Origin of the sequence: Roseateles saccharophilus (genome assembly GCF_004342485.1) — a bacterium.
Taxonomy (GTDB): domain Bacteria; phylum Pseudomonadota; class Gammaproteobacteria; order Burkholderiales; family Burkholderiaceae_C; genus Pelomonas; species Pelomonas saccharophila.
Genome location: NZ_SMBU01000029.1, coordinates 20062 through 39719, shown reverse-complemented (window position 1 = coordinate 39719; position 19658 = coordinate 20062). Strand labels below are relative to the sequence as shown.

Sequence of the window (19658 nt, the reverse complement as noted above, 5' to 3'; positions counted from 1 at the left end):
AGATTGCTCTCAACGCACCGCGGTACGCTCGCTGACGACCTTGGGCGTCAGGAAGATCAGCAATTCGGTCTTGCTGGACGTGCGGACCTTGTTCTTGAACAAGTTGCCCAGCAGCGGCACGTCCCCGAGCAGCGGCACCTTGTTCACCGTCTCACCCTCGTCCTGGGTATAGATGCCACCGATGACGACTGTGCCGCCGTTCTCGACCAGCACCTGGGTCTGCGCATGCTTGGTGTTGATGGCATAGCCCTGGGGCGTCAGCGTGCCGCGACTGTCCTTGTTGACGTCGACGTTCAGGATGACGCTGCCCTCCGGCGTGATCTGCGGCGTGACCTCGAGCTTGAGGTTGGCCTTGCGGAAGGCGATGGAAGTCGCGCCACTGGCGGTGGCGACCTGGTAGGGCAGTTCCTCGCCCTGCTCGATGACGGCCTTGACCTGGTCCGCCGTGATGATGCGCGGACTCGACACGACCTTGCCCTTGCCGTCGGATTCGAGCGCAGACAATTCCAGGTTCAGGAAGCGGTTGGCCGTTGCACTGAACAACGAAAGTGCAATCTGAGCCGCCGTGCCACCACTGAAACTGTCGGAAGACACGTTGGCGGGCAGGTTGATGAACTGCGTATTGTTGTAGTTGGCCGTCACGCCCTGGTTGGTCTGCGAGCCGACGCCGTTGTAGTTGCCGCCGATGGTCACATAGTTGCCACCGCCGACGCTGTAGCCAGGGATGCCTCCCTGCTGGCCGCGCAGATCGTTGGCTCCGAGCTTGACGCCTAGAGAGCGGCCGAACTTGTCATTGGCCTCGACGATGCGCGCCTCGATCAGCACCTGGCGCACCGGCACGTCGATCTTGGCGATCATGGCCTGGATCTCCTCGAGCTTGCTCGGGATGTCCGACACGAAGAGCTGGTTGGTGCGAGGTTCGAAGAACACGCTGCCACGCGCAGACAGTATCTTCGTGCCGGAACTGGAACTGGAGCTTGATGAAGCACTGGTGCCAGTAGCCTGGCCATTCAGGCTCTTGGCGATCTCTTCAGCCTTGACGTAATTCAGCTGGAAGGCCTGGCTGCGTACAGGCTCGAGCTGAGCAATCGCCGCCTTGGATTCGAGGTCCAGCTTCTCCTTGGCGGCCAACTCGTCCTTGGGCGCGATCCACAGCACATTGCCGGACTTTCTCAGGCCCAGGCCCTTGGCCTGCATGATGATGTCCAGGGCTTGGTCCCATGGCACGTCCTTCAGGCGCAGCGTGACACTGCCGGTCACGGTGTCGCTGGTGACGACGTTGAAGTTGGTGAAGTCGGCAATGACCTGCAGCAGCGCGCGGACTTCGATGTTCTGGAAGTTCAGCGACAGCTTGTCGCCCGCGAAGCCTGGCCCCTGCGTCAGCTTGTTGGGGTCGACCTTCTGCGGCCGAACCTCCAAGACGAACTGGTTGTCGCTCTGGTAGGCGCTGTGCTCCCAGTTGCCCTTGGGCTCGACGACCATGCGCACGCGGTCGCCGGTCTGGGTCGTCGTGATCATCTGCACCGGCGTGCCGAAGTCCGTCACGTCGATCTTGCGGCGCAGATTCTCGGGCAGGCTGGAACGCAGGAATTCCACGACCAGGCTCTGGCCCTGCTGCTGGATATCGACCCCGACCTGGTTGCTCGGCAGGTTGACGATGACGCGGCCCGTGCCCTCTGCGCCACGACGGAAGTCGATATCGCGCAATGCCTGGGGTGCGGCGTTCAGGCTCTGGGCGAAATGCACCGGCTCGCCGGGCGCCTGCTGCGCTTGCTGTGCCCCACCGGAGCCCAGCGAAATCACCAGCGCGTTGCCGTCCAGCCTGGCCTGGTAGTTCGAGGCCTGACGCAGGTTGAGCACGACACGCGCACGATCCCCGGCCTGGGCGACGTTGGCCGAGCGCAGATTGCCCTGGTTGAGCTCGATCGCGTTGTGTCCCATCGCATTGCCGACGCCCGGAAGATCGATCGCGACGCGCGGTGGCGACTGGATCGTGAACCCCGTAGGCACGGCCGCGAGCGGCTCGCTCAACTCGATCCGGACGACGTCCACGCCCGCCTGCTGGCTCATGTTGATCGCCTGGATCTGGGGGGCGGCCCAGGCCGCAGGCGCGCCCAACAGAGCGAGGGTGAATCCCAGCAACCAGCCACGACCCATCGACTTGTTCTCCTGCAATGTCTTCATCGTCCCTTCTCCTGTAACTGGAGGGTACTGGTACGCTCGATCCACTCGCCCGCAGCGTCCTGGACGACTTCTCGCAACGTGATATCGGTCTCGCTGATCTTGGTGATGCGGCCGAAGTTCTGGCCGAGATAGTCCCCGGCCTTGACCTGATAGAGCAGGCTGTCGACGCGCAGCAGCGCGTAGCGCTGCTTGTCGCGCGTGAGGCTGCCGACCATGCTCATGTTGTCCAGCGGATAGGCCTCTAGCGGTTCCTTGCGGCGGTTGATCTCGGCAGTCAGCAGCGAGTTCGGCTGCGCCGCTTCCTGCTTGATCGCCACGCTGAGCTTCTGCGCGCTGAAAGGGTCGACGCCCGCACCCGCCTCATAGGGCTGAGGCAGGAACTTCTTGGGCGGCAGAAGAGGCGTGACGCTGGGTTTCGCTTCCTTGCGCTGCTGGTCCATCCACTGGCGCAGCTCCTCGATGTCGCTGCCGCAGCCGACCAGCATCAGCACCGTGAGGGGAATCAGCAGGCGCCTCATTTCTTGCCTCCAGCCGCCTTGGCATTGGCCTTCCTCTGCTCGGCGACTTCCGACGCATCGAGATAGCGATAGGTGCGCGCGGTGGCCTCCATGCTGAGCGAACCTGTCGAATCACGACTTGCGGGTGCCACGACGACGAGGTTGTGCAGCGTCACGATGCGCGACAGGTTGGCCACGTCCGCTGCGAAGGCGCCGATGTCGTGATAACGGCCCGACACCTTGACCGCGATCGGCAGCTCGGCATAGTAGTCCTTGACAAGCACCTGGCCCGGACGGAACAGCTCGAACTGCAGGCCACGCCCGACACCAGCACTGCTGATGTCGGACAGCAGCGAATCGATCTCGGCCTTGCCCGGCAGCTGCTTCTCGAGCTGGGTCACGTATTCCTCGACCTGGCTCTTCTGCTTGCGCAGCTCGGGAAGGTTGACGGCCTGGGCCAGCTTGCTCTTGTAGTCCTGTCGCAACTGGGGTTCGCGGGCCACCTCGGCATCCAGGCCCGCCTGCACATCGGACAGCACAAACACATAGCCGGCGGCGGCAACGGCGGCCATGACGGCCAGCGAGGCCGCGAGCTTGGGGGCAAGAGGCCACTGGCCCGGTTCCTTGGGGTTCAGCCCCTGGAACTGGCTGGCGACTTCCGCGAACCAGGCGTTCAGGTTGATCTTGGGCGTGGTGATGGCCATGGTCGATCAGGTCTTCTTCGGGCCGGAAGCTGCCGGCATGCCTGGCGTCGCCTCGGTCGGCGGCACCTTGATCGAAACCTTCATCGAGAAATCCAGCAGACGGCGCTGGTCCCGCGTGTTGGTGCTGACGGTGGCGAGCTTGACCTCGATGAGATCCGGCTTCTCCAGCCATTCGGAGTTGCGCGACACGTTGCGCAGGAACTCGGACACACGCTCGTTCGTCTGCGCGAGGCCGCTGACCGTGACAAGCTTGTTGTCCTGGCGGATGGCCGTCAGGTAAATGCCTTCCGGCGCGAGCCGGGCCAGGTCGTTGAGCAACTGCACCGGCGTGTTGCGGTCCGTCTGCAAGTCCTCCACCGCCTTCTGGCGCGACTTCAGCGACTCGATCTCGGCCTTCAGGTTGGCGATGTCCTTGATCTGTGCCTCCAGTTGCGCGACCGCGCTCTGGATGTACTGGTTGCGCGCCTGCTGCTCCTGCGTCAGGAATTCCAGCAACAGATAGGCCGCGACGACAAAACCGGCACCGACCAGGCCAGCCAGCCCGAGGCCGGCGAAAAAGGCTGTCTTACGCCGCTTACGCCGCTCTTCGCGGTAAGGCAGCAGGTTGATCAGGATCACTGGAAGAACCTCCGCATCGCGAGGCCGCAGGCCGTCAGATAGGACGGCGCCTCGCGCCGCAGCTTGGACTCCCGCACTGCGGCGCCCAGGGCCATGTTCTCGAAGGGATTGACCACCATGCAGGCGAAGCCGGTCAGGTCGGTCACGCGCTCCTTCAGCCCCGGCAGCGTGGCCGTACCACCGGCCAGCATCACGTAATGCACCTTGTGATGGGGCGTGCTGGTGAAGAAATACTGCAGCGCCCGGCCGATCTCCTGGGACAGGCTGTCGACGAAGGGGTTCAGCACGCTGGCGTCGTAGTCTTCGGGAAGATCGCCGGCCAGCTTCTTCTGCTCCGCTTCCTCGAAGGAGAAGCCGTACTGGCGCGAGATCAGGCTGGTCAGCTGCGAGCCGCCGAAGGACTGGTCGCGGTCGTAGAGCAGTTCCTCATCGCGCAGCACCTTGAGGCTGGTGGTGTCGGCACCGATCTCGAACAGCGCAACCAGCGCGTCCTTGCCCTCGTTGGGCAGGGCCGCGACGAGCCGGCCCATGGCCATGCGGGAGGCGTGCGACTCAATGTCCAGCACGACGGGGCGCAGGCCGGCCGCCTCCGCCAGGCCCTGGCGGTCCTGCACGCGGTCCTTGCGCGACGCGGCGATCAGCACCTCGACGTCGCCCACCGATGTCGGACTCGGGCCGATGACGCAGAAATCCAGGCTGACCTCGTCCAGCGAGAACGGGATGTATTGATTGGCCTCGGCCTCGACCTGCAGTTCGAGCTCCTCCTCGCGCAGGCCCGCCGGCAGCATGATCTTCTTCGTGATGACGGCCGACTGGGGCATGGCCAGGGCCGCATCGCGGGTCTTGCAGCCGCTGCGCGCGACGACGCGGCGCACGGCATCGGCCACTTCGTCGAATTTCTCGATCTGGCCGTCGGCGATCCAACCCTTCTCGAAGGGCTCGCTGGCAAAGCGCTCCAGGACGAATTCGCCGCCGTTGGTCTGGCTCAGTTCCACCAGCTTGACACTGGAGGAACTGATATCCAGGCCAATCAGGGGAGGGTGCTTGCGACCCAAAAGTGCGTCAAGTATTCCCATGCCCTTTGTCCCCGACACGCGAGCAACGTATCGGACTATTAATAAGTTACTTGAATGCTAGCAGCAAAGCCGTTGACGCCGAACGGAAATCCGGCGCGAGCTGGTAACGCCACGTTGCTAAACATACACGAATCAACCAGCTTGCAAGCTCCTGAAAAACACATAGGAAGCGGTCGTATGACACACCGTTTGACACCCTTCTTCGTATAGACGGCCCGACGATGGCGCTTCCTATAATCCGCCGCCTCTTCCCCACGCGCCCAACGGCGCGCCCTGCCGGCACATGAACGACATGCCCCGATCCGCTGCGCCCAGCCCCTCCACCGCAGCCACCGCCGGCAAGCCCCCCTCCACCACTGGCAAGCACCTGGCCCGCTTGGCACTGTGGGGCCTGGGGCTGCTGGCCGGCGGCGCGGCTGCCGTGGCCCTGCTGCTGGGGCTGGCACTTGCGCTGGCCTACCCCAACCTGCCGGACATCAGCGGGCTGACCGACTACCGCCCCAAGCTGCCCATGCGGGTGCTGTCCAGCGACGGCGTGCTGCTGGGCGAGTTCGGCGAGGAGCGCCGCAGCTATCTACCGATCCAGCAGATCCCCAAGGTCATGCAGGAGGCGGTGCTGGCCATCGAGGACGCGCGCTTCTACCAGCACGGGGGCGTCGACTACCTGGGCGTGATCCGGGCCGGCCTGGCCAATGTGGGCGAGTCGCGCAGCCAGGGCGCGTCGACCATCACGATGCAGGTGGCGCGCAACTTCTACCTGTCCACGGAGAAGACCTTCACGCGCAAGATCTACGAGATCCTGCTGGCGCTGAAGATCGAGGCGGCCCTGCCCAAGGAGAAGATCCTCGAGATCTACATGAACCAGATCTTCCTGGGCCACCGCGCGCACGGCTTCGCGGCGGCCAGCGAGGTCTATTTCGGCAAGCCGCTGGACAAGATCAGCGTGGCCGAGGCCGCGATGCTGGCCGGTCTGCCCAAGGCGCCGTCGGCCTACAACCCGATCAACAACCCCAAGCGCGCCGCCATCCGCCAGCAATACATCATCGAGCGGATGTACGAGACCGGCTACATCACCGAGGAGCAGCGCGACGAGGCCAAGGCCGAGAAGCTGCGCATCCGGCCGGTGAACGAGTCCGTCTCGCACGCCGAGTTCGTCGCCGAGGCGGCGCGCCAGCTGATCTTCAACCAGTACGGCGACGAGGCCTATTCGCGCGGCCTCAACGTCTACCTGACGCTGAACAGCGCCGAGCAGAACACCGCCTATCGCGCACTGCGCCGCGGCATCCTCGACTACGAGAAGCGTCAGGTCTACCGCGGCCCCGAGGCCTACGCCGACCTGCCCGGTGACGCCAAGGAACTGGACACCCGCATCGCCGAGGCCCTGGGCGACCACCCGGCCAACGACGAGCTGCTGGCCGCCGTCGTGCTCGAGGCCGACCCGAAGAAGGTCACCGCCGTGCTGCAAAGCGGCGAGGGCATCACCATCACCGGCGACGGCCTCAAGCCCGCGACCTCGGGCCTGTCGGACAAGGGCAACCCCAAGACCCGCATCCGCCGGGGCGCCGTCATCCGCGTCGTCAAGGGCGCCAAGCAGAAGGACGGCAACGAGTGGACCATCACCCAGTTGCCCGAGGTCGAGGGCGCCTTCGTATCCCTGGACCCGCGCAACGGCCAGGTGCACGCGATGGTCGGCGGCTTCGACTACAACAAGAACAAGTTCAACCACGTGACCCAGGCCTGGCGCCAGCCCGGCTCCAGCTTCAAGCCCTTCATCTACTCGGCGGCACTGGAGAAGGGCTTCACGCCTGCCACCGTCGTGAATGACGCGCCACTGTTCTTCGACGCCGGCGTGACCGGCAGCCAACCCTGGGAACCCAAGAACTACGACGGCAAGTTCGAAGGCCCGATGCCGCTGCGCACCGCGCTGGCCAAGTCCAAGAACATGGTGTCCATCCGCATCCTGCACTCCATCGGCGTGCGTTATGCGCAGGACTGGATCACGCGCTTCGGCTTCGAGGCCGAGAAGCACCCCGCCTACCTGACGATGGCGCTGGGTGCCGGCTCGGTGACGCCGATGCAGATGGCCCAGGCCTATTCGGTGTTCGCCAACGGCGGCTACCGCGTGAACCCGCAGCTCATCGCGAAGATCACCGACAACAAGGGCAAGCTGCTCTACGAAGCCCTGCCGACGACGCTGACCGACAACGCCCGCGCCATCGAACCGCGCAACGCCTTCATGATGAGCAGCCTGCTGCAGGAGGTCACACGCAGCGGCACGGCGGCGCGCGCCCAGGCCACTCTGAAGCGCCCCGACATTTACGGCAAGACCGGCACGACCAACGACTCTATGGACGCCTGGTTCGCCGGCTACCAGAAGGAACTCGCGGCCGTCGTCTGGATCGGCTACGACCAGCCGCGCAAGCTCGGCGACCGGGAGACCGGCGGCGGCCTGAGCCTGCCTGTCTGGATCGAGTACATGCAGTACGCGCTGAAGAACAAGGCCGTCGACGAAGTGGCGCCTCCCGAGGGCGTCGTCAACGTAAACGGCGAATGGTTCTACGAGGAGTACTCGGGCACGAGCGGCGTGCGCGAGCTGTCCAACGAGCCGAACGTGCCGGGCGCAGCCACGGACGAGGAGAAGAAGTCGATCCTCGACCTCTTCAAACGCTAGGGGCCGGCCCACCCCCTACCGGCTTCGCCGTGCCAAGGCCAGAGGCCTTGGCCTTCGGCAAGCACAAAGAGTCCTCAGGACTCTTTGTGTCCGGCCTCAGCCCCCTCAAGGGGGCGCTGCCAGTGGCCCGGCAAAGCCGGTTCCACAGCAGCCACTCGGCAAGGCAGGTCGCCTACAAAGCGGCCGTTCAGTCAGCGAATGTCAAAACCTGCCCGGCCTGCTCGCTGGCGCAGCGCGACAGCCGCAGGCAGAACTCCTGGCCCTCGCGGTCCAGCCATTGCGAGCCGTCCCACTTGAAGTGGTAGCCGCCGGCGCGCGCGGCCAGCCAGATCTCCTGCAGCGGCGGCTGGGTGTTGATGACGATCTTGCTGCCACCCGGCATGCCGAGTTCCAGCAGGCCGCCCGTGCGATGGGTGTCGATGTCCACCACGTCGCCCTCGAGCCAGGCATCGATCTGTGCCTCGATGCGGGCGAGCAGCGCATGGGCCTTGGCGTGGTAGTCGGCGTCTGACAGGGACATAAACTGGCGCAGATGAAAAAGACTGCCACCAGTGTAGGTGGGCGCCTCGCCGCCCTGCTGATCACCCTTACCGCCCTTGCGGGTTGTGGCCAGAAGGGGCCGCTGACACTGCCCAAGCCGGTGTCCGCCGCGGCTACTGCGCCTGCCTCGGCGCCAGCGCGCTGATCAGCCCGCCCTGCCCTCTTCCACCGCGTGGCAGGCCACGCGAACACCCCGGATCTCCAGCAACGGCGGTCGCTCGCGCCGGCAGCGTTCGTCGGCAAGCGGGCAGCGCGGGTGGAAGCTGCAGCCGTTCGGAGGCTGAAGCGGGTTCGGCACCTCACCCTGCACCGGCGTGCGGGCCCGACCGCTCATGTGGATGTCGGGAATCGCGTCCAGCAGCATGCGCGTGTAGGGGTGCCTGGGCTTGGCGAACAGCTCGGTCTTGTCTGCGACCTCGACGAGGCGGCCGAGGTACATGACGCCGATCTCGTCGGCCATGTGGCGCACGACGGCGAGGTTGTGCGAGATGAAGAGATAGGTCAGACCCTGCTCGCGCTGCAGGTCCTTCATGATGTTGAGCACCTGGGCCTGCACCGAAACATCCAGCGCCGACGTCGGTTCGTCGCAGACCAGGAATTCAGGCTGTGTCGCCAGCGCCCGCGCGATGGAGATGCGCTGGCGCTGGCCGCCGGAGAACTGGTGCGGGAACTTATCGGCATCGGCCGGGTTCAGGCCCACGGCGTCGAGCAGTTTGCCGACGCGCGCCTTCGCGTCGGCCGCGCTCGCCACCAGGCCATGCTCGCGCAGCGGCTCGGCGACGATGTCCAGCACCTTCCAGCGCGGATTCAGCGATGCATAGGGGTCCTGGAAGATCATCTGCATACGACGGCGCAGCTTTAGCGCACCGGGGCCGGCCAGCGTCCTGGCGATGTCCTCGCCATCGATGCGCACCGCGCCGTGCGTCGCCCCGTGCAGGCCCACCAGCAGGCGCGCCACCGTGCTCTTGCCGCAACCGCTCTCACCCACCAAGGCCAGTGTCCTGCCGCGCTGGATGGAGAACGACACGCCATCGACCGCATGCACGAAGGCCCTGGGCTTGCGCTCGACGATGCGGTTCAGCCAGGGCGGTGACACGTCGAAGACCTTGGCAAGGTCCTGCACCTCGACGAGCGGGGCGCTCATTGGACGGCCTCCGGCGTGACGGGCCTCCAGCAGGCTGCGCGCGTCGCGCCGACCACCTCCAGTTCGGGCCGTTCGACGCGACAGCGGTCGAACACATGCGGGCAGCGCGGATTGAACGCGCAGCCGCCCGGAATGGCCGTCAGCCGCGGCATTGCGCCATCGATCTGCAGCAGGCTCTCGCGGTCCTCGTCCATGGCCGGGATGGAACCCATCAGGCCCACTGTGTAGGGATGGGCCGGGCGGTGGATGACGTCGGCCACCGGGCCGGTCTCGGCAATGCGGCCGGCATACATGACCGCGACGCGATCACAGGTCTCGGCGATGACGCCCATGTCGTGCGTGACCAGCATGACCGCCGCCCCCTGCTCCTTGCAGACCCGTTTCAGCAACGCAATGATCTGCGCCTGGATGGAGACATCGAGCGCCGTCGTCGGCTCGTCCGCGACGATGAGCTTGGGCTGGGCCGCGAGCGCCAGTGCGATGACGACGCGCTGGCGCATGCCGCCGGAGAACTGGTGCGGGTGGTGGTCGATGCGCGCCTCGGGCGCCGGGATGCCGGTGGACGCGAGCAGTTCGATGGCGCGCCTGCGCGCCTGTGCAGCCGTCAAGTCGAGGTGGGTCGTGATGGTCTCGACCAACTGCCGGCCGACGGTGTAGAGCGGATTCAGCGAAGTCAGCGGGTCCTGGAAGACGGCGCCGATCTCGCGGCCGCGCACGCGGCGCATCTGTTCGTCGGGCAGGTTGTCGATGCGACGGCCCGCCAAATGGATCTCACCTGCGGCAATGCGGCCCGGCGGGTCGAGCAGGCCGATGATGGCCGCACCCGTCAGCGACTTGCCGGCACCCGACTCGCCGACGATGCCGAGGATCTCGCCCGGCGCAATCGCAAACGAGATGTCGTCCAACGCCAGCAACGTGCCATGGCGGGTCGGGAACTCCACCCGCAGGTGGCTGACTTCGAGCAGCGGTGCAGTCATCGCAGCCTCGGGTTGAGCGCGTCGCGCAGCCAGTCGCCGAGCAGGTTCACGCTGAGCGTGATCAACACCAGCATCAGGCTGGGCCAGGCGGTGATCCACCACTCGCCCGAGAACAGGGTGTCGTTGCCATTGCGGATCAGCGTGCCCAGCGATGGGCTCGTGACCGGCACGCCGACGCCGAGGAAGGACAGCGTGGCCTCGGTGATGATGGCCGACGCGATCTGGATGGTGGCCAGCACGAGGACCGGCCCGAGCACGTTGGGCAGCACATGCCGACGCATGATGCGCAACGAGCCCACGCCGATGACGCGGGCCGCCTGCACATATTCCTTGTTGCGCTCCACCAGTGTCGAGCCGCGCACCGTGCGCGCGTACTGCACCCAGCCCGTCAGCGCAATCGCCAACACGAGGACGATGAAGGCCAGCGCGTCGGGCGCATGCGGAAACAGGCTGCGGCCGACGCCGCTGATCATCAGCGCGACGAGGATGGAGGGGAAGGACAGCATCACATCGCAGACGCGCATGACGAGGGCGTCCACACGGCCACCGACAAAGCCGGCCAGCAGGCCGAGGCTGACGCCGATCAGCAAGGACAGCAGCACCGACGCCACGCCCACCAGCAGCGAGATGCGCGTGCCATACATCAGCGCGGACAGGATGTCGCGGCCCTGGCCATCGGTGCCGAGCAGGTATCTGGACTCGCCACCGTCGATCCAGGCCGGCGGCTTCAGCGAGTCCATCAGCTCCAGCGTCGCCAGGTCGAAGGGGTTGTGAGGCGCGACGAATTCGGCGAACAGCGCGCAGACAAAGCACGTGGCTGCGATGACGGCGGCCAGCATCGCGACCGGCGACGTGCGAAAGGAATGCCAGACATCGCCGCCGAAGAAGCCGCGCAGCGCAGAGGCCGACGGTGTGGGGTTGGGATTGGCGTCGACTGCCACGTCAATGAACCTTGCCTTCGACGCGCAGGCGCGGGTCGACGGCGAAATAGAGCAGATCGACGCCCAGGTTGATGACGACGAAGATCATCGAGATCAGGCAGAGGTAGGCCGCCATCACGGGGATATCGGCGAACTGCACCGCCTGGATGAAGAGCAGGCCCATGCCGGGCCACTGGAAGACCTGCTCGGTGATGATGGCGAAGGCGATCAGCGAGCCGAGTTGCAGGCCGGTGATCGTGATGACGGGCACCAGCGTGTTCTTCAGCGCATGGCCGAAGTAGATGCTGCGATTCGTCAGCCCGCGGGCACGCGCGAAGCGGATGTAGTCGGTGCGCAGCACCTCGAGCATCTCGGCGCGCACGAGGCGCATGATCAGCGTCAGCTGGAAGGCCGACAGCGTGAACGCCGGCAGGATCAGGTGCAAGAGGCCGTCGCGCGTCGGCAGGCCCGAGGTCCAGGCGCCGAACGCGACCACCTCGCCGCGACCGAAGCTCGGCAGCCACTTCAGCTCGACCGCGAAGACCCAGATCAGCACGATGCCGATGACGAAGTTGGGCAGGCTGACACCGAACAGCGTGGCCGTCATCAGCAGCTGCGCGCTCGCCTTGCCACGCCGCAATGCCGCGTAGACGCCAAGGGGAATGCCAAGGCCGAGGGCAATCAGGCCGGCGACGACGGCGAGTTCCAGCGTTGCCGGGAAACGCTCGACGATCAGCGCGGACACCTTGCGCCCCTGGCGCAGGCTGATGCCGAACTCGCCCTGGGCCGCATTCACGGCAAAGCGCGCGAATTGCACCGGGAAGGGCTGATCCAGCCCCAGGTCCTTGCGCAGCGCGCTGCGCTGCTCCTCGGTCGCGTCCTGACCGAGCAGGTTGGTGACCGGGTCGCCGACAAACTGGAACAGCATGAAGGCGATGAAGGCCACCGACAGCATGACGACGAGGGCCTGGGCCAGGCGGCGGAGGATGAAGACCAGCATGAATCTCGTGAACTCCACCCCAACCGGGCCGGGCGAATCAGAGCGGGCATCATGGCCGGGGCACCCTAGCCGGGCAAAAGGATAAGCCCTAGACCGACGCTAGGCGGCGCCCCACCATAAAAAACGGGCCGCTCAAGGCGGCCCGCTACTAGATCGAATGCCCCGAAGATCAGAAACGGTGACGCAGACCGACCATGACGCCGGTACGCGATGTAGCACCGTTGCTGAAGCGGATCGCGCCGCCAGAGCTGAAGCGGGTGTTATCGGCTTCGAAGTAAGCATCCGTACGCTTAGAGAAGGCGTAATCGGCCACGAACGCGAGCTGGTCGGCCTTGCTGTCAGGCAGGCCGGTACCGACCGCAGCTGCCTGGGTGGTATGCCAGTAGTTGGCACCCAGGTTCAGCTGGGGGGTCAACTGATAGGTCAGGCCGGTCATCCACATGTCGCGCGTGCTGACGCTGGAAGCCGCAGCGGTGAGCTGGGGCCCAAAGCCCCAACCCGCGGTGAAGCCGGCTTGCAGCACGCCGGTGCCAGCGTCGAACTTATTGTTGGCCCAGGATACATGGGCATACAGCGGACCCGAAGTGTAGGAGGCCCCCACCGTCGTGGCCTTCATCTTCCTGCCGGCAATGTCCGTCACTTGCAAGTAGGCACCACCAGCGCCCCAAGTGCCGTCGTTGTAGCGCAGCAAGCCACCAATGCTCTTGTCGGCGCTGACCGTGTTCTCTCCGGCACTGACCTGGATCTCGCCATAGACATCGCCCACCTGGCCGAGGTACTTGACCATATTGCTCTGGCGCGCACCGGCCGACATCACGATCTCGGGCTTGAAGGCCTCGATGTAGGGCGAATAGCGGAAGGAAGCGTAGGTCGACGTGTAGATATCGAAAAGCACGTTGTACTGGCGACCCATGCGGACCTGACCGAAGTCGTTGGACTGCAGCCCGACCCAGACCTGACGCCAGAAATCGGCTGCCGCAACGGTGCCGGTGTCCGAGTTCAGGCGGTGCTCCATGTTCACCAGGGCTTTGAGGCCACCACCCATGTCTTCAGTGACGTTGACGCCCAGGCGGCTCTGCGACATGCCGCCGGGGACGAGCTGCTTGGGAGCCAGATTGCTGGCGCCATCAGTATTGGTGTAGTAGCGCGCAGCGGCGTCCACGATGCCATACAGGGTCACACTGGACTGGGCCCAGGCGGAAGAGGTGCAAGCGGCCAGTGCGGCGATGGCCAGAACTGCTTTTTTCATCGACTTTGTCTCCTGCTTAGAAATCTGAACCGGCTCATTCTCAGCGAAGGACCCAGCCATCTCGCCGGTATTGTTGTGGAATTTCCACAGCAATTCCCCTGTCCCGAATGAGACAGATCAAGCAGGCAACAAAAAGCCGCCCGAAGGCGGCTTGACTGATGCGGGCGGCCAAAGGCCGCGCGGGATCAGAAGCTGTGGCGCATGCCGACGTCGAAGCCGCTGGACTTCTGGCCACCGGCGGTCGCGGCGGGAGCGCCGGACACGACGTACTTGGCGCCGCCATTGTTGTCGATCTGCGAGAAGGTCGTGTACAGCGAGGTGCGCTTGGACAGGCTGTAGATATAGCCGATCGCGAACAGCTTGGCGTTGTCGACACCAGAGACCAGACGCGCAGCGTCATTGGCCTTGGAGTCGGTGTACGACGTCTGCAGTTGACCCTGGCCCAGGCTCCAGGTCAGGGCGGCGGTGACGGCCTTGATCTCGGCGGAACCGAACTTGGTGGTCGTGTACATCAGGGCGGGCTTGATGCCGCTGAAGTCATACGAACCGGCAACGCTGGACACCTTGTACTTGGTGTTCGCGCCCGTGCTGGAGAAGGCGGCAGAGACGTGAATCGGGCCGTCCTTGTAGCCCAGACGAACGTCCTGTTCCTTGTTGTTGTTGTTGCCTTCGCCCGCGGCGATGTCGGCAGCGCCATAGAAACCACCCAGACCGCTGGGGGTCTCGTAGCTGACCATGTTGTCGGCGCGCGAGAAGGTGGTGGCGCCGGAGCCCAGGCCATTGCTGAACACCTTGGTCACGTCGCCCAGGCCGGTCGCGGCGTAGGGATCGAAGTCTTCGATGTGCAGCTTGGTCGCGGTCTTGTAGCGGCCCAGGCGGATTTCACCGAAATCGCCCATCAGGCTGACGGTGGAGCGACGGCCCCAGAAGGCGGACTGGCTACCGGTGTCGCCCTTGTCGACGCCGACTTCGGACTCCAGCCAGAAACCGGCCTTCAGGCCACCGCCGAGGTCTTCCACGCCCTTGACGCCGAAACGGCTGGTGCTCAGGCCGCTGGAATCAAGCTTCTTCAGCTTGAGGTCGCCGGTTTTGACGTACTTCATGTCGGCGTCAATGACACCGAACAGGGTGACCGAGGATTGCGCGACGGCAGCGCCGCCGGTCAGACCGAGGACGGCCAGGGCAATCAGAGCTTTCTTCATTCGATACTCCTAGGTATTCATCCGGGTCGCCGACCGAACAGGGCACAACGACTCACCTCCTTGAGGAAGTGGGCGTATTCCACTACAGGTTTTGCCCGTTCGGGAATTTACGGATATGAAATTGTGTATTGTCGTTGCAAGGCCGCAACGCCACCGTCACTGTCACGGCTTCGTCATCGAAACATTTATCTTCTGAATGCAACCGCCAGCAAGCACACCTCATTTTCGCAATCGCAGCTTGGCCGACCGCTGCCTGGCGGCGCTCGATGACGGCCTGCGAACGGTCTTCACGACGGCTCGGGCGGCGCGCCCGTCGCCTGCAGCGGGCCTCGCGCCCGCAGAGTTGCCGCAGGAAGCCGTGCGCGAGGCCGGGGCACTGATGCGCGTCAACCACGTCGGCGAGATATGCGCACAGGCGCTCTACCAATCCCAGGCGCTGTTCAGCCACAGTGATGCGTTGCGGCAGCACTTCGAGAAGGCCGCGCAGGAGGAACTCGACCACCTGGCCTGGACGGCCGAACGCGTCGCCGAACTTGGCACCCACACCAGCCATCTCGCACCGCTTTGGTGGGCCGGCGCATTTGCCTGGGGCAGCCTGGCGGGGCTGGCCGGCGACAAATGGAGCCTGGGCTTCGTCGTCGAAACCGAACGCCAGGTCGAGGCCCACCTGGCCTCCCACCTCGACCGACTGCCGGCTGGCGACGGCGCGTCGCGCGTCATCGTCGACCAGATGAAGCGCGAGGAGGCCGAGCATGCCGACGCTGCGCAGGCTGCCGGCGCCCTGCCGTTGCCCGCCCCGATCAGGGGCCTGATGCGCATGGCGGCCAGGGTCATGACGACCGTGGCGCACCACGTTTGAGCGTTCAGGCCTCGACGATTTCGAAGGAGGTGCTGATGGCCGAGGTCTTGGCCAGCATCGCGGTCGCCGAGCAGTATTTCTCGTGCGACAGCGCAATGGCGCGCTCGACGATCTCCGGCTTCAGCGCACTGCCGCTGACGACGAAATGGAAATGGATGGCCGTGAAGACCTTGGGGTCGCTGGTCGCACGCTCGGCCTTCAGCACCACCTTGCAGCCGCGCACATCGTGCCGGCCGCGCTTCAGGATCAGCACGACGTCATAGGCCGTGCAGCCGCCGGTGCCGGCCAGCACGGTTTCCATCGGGCGCGGCGCCAGGTTGCGCCCACCGCCATCCGGCGCGCCGTCCATGGACAGCACATGACCGCTGCCCGTCTCGGCGACGAAGCTCATGCCGCTCGGCCCCTCGGCCCCCAACCAACTGACAGTGCATTCCATAGCGTTCTAGAGGCAAAGCTCCAATTCGTTCACAGAAAAATATTGCAGCGCAGCATAACTCGGCGCTAAACTGCCAACCAAGCGAAAACGCTTTCGCACCGATTGTCTCCTCCACCGCCTCCATGGTGGATTCAACCCGAGCTTGAAAGAGCTCGGGTTTTTTTTCGCCGAAGGCGGAAGGCGGCGCCGCATGAGGGGGCTCCCCTATCATGCGGCGCCGCAACAAGACTCCATGGAGACCCGATGAGCGCCCCATCGCGCCGCCGTCCGCCTGTGACCAAGGCCTCATCCCAGGTGCCCGCGATGCTGCCGCCCGGCAGCAGCTATCTGCAGCGCATCCTGAACGCCCGGGTCTATGAAGTGGCCCGGGAGACCGCCCTCGCCGCCGCGCCCAAGCTGTCCAGGCGCCTGGGCAACAAGGTCTGGCTCAAGCGCGAGGACGAGCAGGCCGTCTTCAGCTTCAAGCTGCGCGGCGCTTACAACAAGATGGCCCACCTGACGGCCGAGCAGCGCGCCGCTGGCGTCATCTGCGCCTCGGCCGGCAACCACGCCCAGGGCGTCGCGCTGTCGGCCAGGAAGCTCGGCTGCCGGGCGGTCATCGTGATGCCGGTGACGACGCCCCAGGTCAAGGTCGACGCGGTCAAGGGGCATGGCGGCGAGGTCGTGCTGTTCGGCGAGAGCTTCACCGACGCCTATGGCCATGCGCTGGAACTGGAGCGCGAGCAGGGTCTGACCTTCGTCCACCCCTTCGACGACCCCGACGTCATCGCCGGCCAGGGCACCATCGCGATGGAGCTGCTGCGCCAGCACCCCGGCCCCATCGACGCCATCTTCGTCGCCATCGGCGGCGGCGGCCTGATCTCCGGCGTCGCCGCCTACGTCAAGGCGCTGCGCCCCGAGATCAAGATCATCGGCGTGCAGACCACCGACTCCGACGCCATGCTGCGCTCGGTCAAGGCCGGCAAGCGGGTGACGCTGAGCGATGTCGGCCTGTTCGCCGACGGCACGGCCGTCAAGCTGGTCGGCGAGGAGACTTTCCGCATCGCCCGCGAGCTGGTGGACGACTACATCGTCGTCGACACCGATGCCGTCTGCGCAGCGATCAAGGACGTCTTCGAGGACACGCGCTCTATCCTGGAGCCCTCCGGCGCAATGAGCGTCGCCGCCGCCAAGCAATACGTGGCGGCGACGGGCGCCAAGGGCCAGACCCTGGTGGCCATCACCTGCGGCGCCAACATGAACTTCGACCGCCTGCGCTTCGTCGCCGAGCGGGCCGAGGTCGGCGAGCACCGCGAGGCCCTGTTCGCCGTCACCATTCCCGAGGCGCGCGGCAGCTTCAAGCGCTTCTGCGAGCTGCTGGGCCCGCGCAGCGTGACCGAATTCAACTACCGGATCGCCGACGCCAAGGTCGCCCACATCTTCGTCGGCGTCGCGACCACCAAGCCCGACGACGCGGCCAAACTCGCGCGCACCTTCACCAAGGCCGGCTTCGAAACGCTGGACCTGACCAGCAACGAGCTGGCCAAGCAGCATGTGCGCCACATGGTCGGCGGCCGCAGCGAGCTGGCGCGCGACGAGCGCCTCTACCGCTTCGTCTTCCCCGAGCGGCCGGGCGCGCTGATGAAGTTCCTGTCCAGCATGCACCCGGACTGGAACATCAGCCTCTTCCACTACCGCAACCAGGGCGCGGACTACGGCCGCATCCTCGTCGGCATCCAGGTGCCGCGCGGCGATGCCGCGGCGCTGCGCGACTTCCTCGCCGGCCTGAACTACCCCTTTGAGGACGAAACCGCCAACCCGGTCTACCGCTTGTTCCTGGCTTGAGTTGAAATCCGGGGGTTTGCATCCGCCCGCGCCATGACCGTTGCCCAACAGTCGCTGATCTCCCCCACCGCCAACCCCGAGCTTGAAAAGGCCCTGCGCGACCGCGTCGACCGCCGCTCAGCCATCGCTGGCGGTCTCGGCGAACTGGAGCCGCTGGCGGTGCGCCTCGGTCTCGTGCAGAAAAGCCTGACGCCGCGCTTCCGCGACCCGGTGCTCGCCCTGTTCGCCGCCGACCACGGCATCGTCGTCGACGGCGTCGGCGCGCAATGGGGCCGCGCCACCAAGGACCAGGTGCAGATGGCCCTGCACGCCCAACTGCCGGTGTCGGTGTTTGCCCGCCTGCAGGGCCTGCACCTGACGGTCGTCGACTGCGGCGTCGCCGAGAACCTCCCGCCGCACGCACGCCTGCTGGCCCGCAAGGTCGCCCACGGCACGCGCAATGCGCGCACCGCCCACGCGATGAGCCTGGACCAGGCTCACGCCGGTGTGCGCGTCGGCATGGAGATCGCTGACAACCTGCCCGGCAATGTGCTGGCCTGCGCCGGCCTGGGCCAGGGCTCGGCCGAATGCGCGGCCCTGATCCTGTCACGGCTGGCCGACCAGCCCGTGCGCGACTTCGTCGTCTCCGGCCCGGCCATGCGCCAGGACGACCTCGTCCACCTGCTCGACGTGCTGCATGGCGCGCTGGCCCGCCACCGCGAGGCCCGCGAGCCGATGGACCTGTTGGCGGCCTTCGGCGGCCACGAACTGGCCGTCATGGTGGGCGCCATGCTCGTGGCGGCCAGCAAGCGCAGCCTCATCATCGTCGACGGCATCGCCGCCTGCGCCGCGCTCAAGCTCGCGTCGCTGATCTGCGCACCGGTCACCGACTACGCCGTCTTCTGCCGCAGCCATGTGCATCGCGGCCTGGACGAGGCCCTCGCCCTGTTCCACGCCTCGGCCCTGCTGGAGCTGGGTATGGACAGCGCCGACGGCACCGGTGCCGCGCTGGCCTGGCCCATGATTCGCTCCGCCGCGGCCCTGCTGACCGAGCTGCACGAAGTCGCCGAGGCCCGCCTCACGGCACGCCCCGAAGCCGGCGCCGACCTGCCGACGCTCGGCGCCTGACGCCGGCCTGATTACTCCTGCGGATTGCTGGCCGACGCGGCCAGCGGCATGCCGTAGACCGAGGGCGACACCCCCGGCACCGGCGCAGGCAGGGGCGTGCGCGCCGGCGGCCCCACGTTCATGCCCGGTGGGTTGCCGCCCAGCACCACGGGCGAAGGCGTGGCCGGCGGCAGCGAACCGGTCGACGGCGCCGCGGGCGGGCTGATCTGGAGCACCTGGCTGGGCGCCTGGCCCACGCGACCCAGGCTGGCGCTGCGCGCATCGACGCGCACCAGCCGCAGTTCGCCGTCCACCACGGCGCCGACGCGCACCGTGCGCGCCACGCCGTCCACCTCGATCAATGCCAGGCCTTCGCCAGACTCGGCGGCACTGGCATTCTTGGGCGCAACCACACCCAGCAGTCGCAGCCGCACGGACTGCGTCTCGGGCTCGGGCGCCGCCTCGGCTGCCGTCACGCCGAGCAGCCGGCCCAGGTCCACCTGGGCTGCGCGCAACTCACCGGCGGGCGTCACCGATTCCGGCATCGGCAGCGGCCGCGCCAGCAGTTGCAGGCCCCAGTAGGCCACCGAGCCACCGAGCAGCAGCCACACCGTAAACGCCATCATTCGAGCAAGCATGGCCCATTATGATGGCCCGCTCACCGCAGCCCT

The 19658-nt window shown here is 66.1% G+C and carries 19 protein-coding genes; 5 read left to right on the top strand and 14 right to left on the bottom strand.

Features of this window, described 5'->3' with window-relative positions; translation table 11 throughout:
• Window positions 1-9: 9 nt before the first annotated feature.
• From EV671_RS19750 to EV671_RS19730, 5 genes are read right to left on the bottom strand one after another with little or no spacing between them, the layout of a single operon-like run.
• Window positions 10-2184: a type IV pilus secretin PilQ gene (locus EV671_RS19750; protein WP_132574932.1), complete on the bottom strand. Its 2175-nt coding sequence runs from the start codon at window positions 2182-2184 to the stop codon at window positions 10-12.
• Complete coding sequence (locus EV671_RS19745) at window positions 2181-2702, bottom strand: pilus assembly protein PilP (RefSeq protein WP_132574930.1); 522 nt, start codon at window positions 2700-2702, stop codon at window positions 2181-2183. The genes EV671_RS19750 and EV671_RS19745 overlap by 4 nt, the downstream gene beginning before the upstream one ends.
• On the bottom strand, window positions 2699-3385 hold the full coding sequence (locus EV671_RS19740; RefSeq protein ID WP_132574928.1) for a type IV pilus inner membrane component PilO: 687 nt from the start codon (window positions 3383-3385) through the stop codon (window positions 2699-2701). The genes EV671_RS19745 and EV671_RS19740 overlap by 4 nt, the downstream gene beginning before the upstream one ends.
• A 6-nt stretch (window positions 3386-3391) precedes the next feature.
• Window positions 3392-4003: a PilN domain-containing protein gene (locus EV671_RS19735; protein ID WP_132574926.1), complete on the bottom strand. Its 612-nt coding sequence runs from the start codon at window positions 4001-4003 to the stop codon at window positions 3392-3394.
• A complete protein-coding gene (locus EV671_RS19730; protein WP_132574924.1) occupies window positions 4000-5079 on the bottom strand; it encodes a pilus assembly protein PilM in 1080 nt (359 codons plus the stop codon). Before EV671_RS19730 ends, EV671_RS19735 begins: the two co-directional genes overlap by 4 nt.
• A gap of 292 nt (window positions 5080-5371) precedes the next feature.
• On the opposite strand from EV671_RS19730, the gene EV671_RS19725 reads away from it, so the two are divergent.
• Window positions 5372-7750 carry a penicillin-binding protein 1A gene (locus tag EV671_RS19725; RefSeq protein WP_132574922.1) on the top strand — a complete coding sequence of 793 codons (2379 nt, stop codon included), beginning with the start codon at window positions 5372-5374 and terminating at the stop codon, window positions 7748-7750.
• A gap of 187 nt (window positions 7751-7937) precedes the next feature.
• Here EV671_RS19725 and cyaY read toward each other — a convergent pair whose 3' ends face one another.
• Window positions 7938-8270 (bottom strand): iron donor protein CyaY, encoded by a 333-nt coding sequence (gene cyaY, locus EV671_RS19720; RefSeq protein WP_132574920.1) that lies wholly within the window; start codon window positions 8268-8270, stop codon window positions 7938-7940.
• 12 nt (window positions 8271-8282) lie between these two features.
• On the opposite strand from cyaY, the gene lptM reads away from it, so the two are divergent.
• Window positions 8283-8435 carry an LPS translocon maturation chaperone LptM gene (lptM, locus tag EV671_RS27995; RefSeq protein ID WP_132574918.1) on the top strand — a complete coding sequence of 51 codons (153 nt, stop codon included), beginning with the start codon at window positions 8283-8285 and terminating at the stop codon, window positions 8433-8435.
• Here the strand turns inward: lptM and EV671_RS19710 are convergent, their stop codons facing one another.
• The 6 genes from EV671_RS19710 to EV671_RS19685 form a co-directional block, all read right to left on the bottom strand.
• Window positions 8436-9434, bottom strand: coding sequence for an ABC transporter ATP-binding protein (locus EV671_RS19710; RefSeq protein WP_132574916.1), 999 nt, complete (start codon window positions 9432-9434; stop codon window positions 8436-8438).
• Window positions 9431-10411: an ABC transporter ATP-binding protein gene (locus EV671_RS19705; protein ID WP_132574914.1), complete on the bottom strand. Its 981-nt coding sequence runs from the start codon at window positions 10409-10411 to the stop codon at window positions 9431-9433. Before EV671_RS19705 ends, EV671_RS19710 begins: the two co-directional genes overlap by 4 nt.
• On the bottom strand, window positions 10408-11307 hold the full coding sequence (locus tag EV671_RS19700; protein WP_243655818.1) for an ABC transporter permease: 900 nt from the start codon (window positions 11305-11307) through the stop codon (window positions 10408-10410). Before EV671_RS19700 ends, EV671_RS19705 begins: the two co-directional genes overlap by 4 nt.
• Before the next feature lie 46 nt (window positions 11308-11353).
• On the bottom strand, window positions 11354-12331 hold the full coding sequence (locus EV671_RS19695; protein ID WP_132574910.1) for an ABC transporter permease: 978 nt from the start codon (window positions 12329-12331) through the stop codon (window positions 11354-11356).
• 169 nt (window positions 12332-12500) lie between these two features.
• The gene (locus tag EV671_RS19690) at window positions 12501-13673 is read right to left on the bottom strand and encodes a porin (RefSeq protein WP_243655816.1); all 1173 of its coding nucleotides are present in this window, start codon (window positions 13671-13673) and stop codon (window positions 12501-12503) included.
• A gap of 92 nt (window positions 13674-13765) precedes the next feature.
• On the bottom strand, window positions 13766-14782 hold the full coding sequence (locus EV671_RS19685; protein ID WP_132574908.1) for a porin: 1017 nt from the start codon (window positions 14780-14782) through the stop codon (window positions 13766-13768).
• Window positions 14783-14978: 196 nt separating this feature from the next.
• On the opposite strand from EV671_RS19685, the gene coq7 reads away from it, so the two are divergent.
• Window positions 14979-15641, top strand: a complete 663-nt coding sequence (coq7, locus tag EV671_RS19680; RefSeq protein WP_132574906.1) for a 2-polyprenyl-3-methyl-6-methoxy-1,4-benzoquinone monooxygenase — start codon at window positions 14979-14981, stop codon at window positions 15639-15641.
• Window positions 15642-15645: 4 nt separating this feature from the next.
• Here the strand turns inward: coq7 and EV671_RS19675 are convergent, their stop codons facing one another.
• Window positions 15646-16077: an OsmC family protein gene (locus EV671_RS19675; RefSeq protein WP_132574904.1), complete on the bottom strand. Its 432-nt coding sequence runs from the start codon at window positions 16075-16077 to the stop codon at window positions 15646-15648.
• Window positions 16078-16380: 303 nt separating this feature from the next.
• Here EV671_RS19675 and ilvA point away from each other — a divergent pair, with 303 nt between their 5' ends.
• Together ilvA and EV671_RS19665 are read left to right on the top strand one after the other, a co-directional pair.
• Window positions 16381-17901, top strand: coding sequence for a threonine ammonia-lyase, biosynthetic (gene ilvA, locus EV671_RS19670; RefSeq protein WP_243655817.1), 1521 nt, complete (start codon window positions 16381-16383; stop codon window positions 17899-17901).
• A 33-nt stretch (window positions 17902-17934) separates the two neighbouring features.
• On the top strand, window positions 17935-19008 hold the full coding sequence (locus EV671_RS19665) for a nicotinate-nucleotide--dimethylbenzimidazole phosphoribosyltransferase (RefSeq protein ID WP_132574900.1): 1074 nt from the start codon (window positions 17935-17937) through the stop codon (window positions 19006-19008).
• Between the two features lie 11 nt (window positions 19009-19019).
• Here the strand turns inward: EV671_RS19665 and EV671_RS19660 are convergent, their stop codons facing one another.
• Window positions 19020-19625, bottom strand: coding sequence for a type II secretion system protein N (locus tag EV671_RS19660; RefSeq protein ID WP_132574898.1), 606 nt, complete (start codon window positions 19623-19625; stop codon window positions 19020-19022).
• Between the last annotated feature and the right edge of the window lie 33 nt (window positions 19626-19658).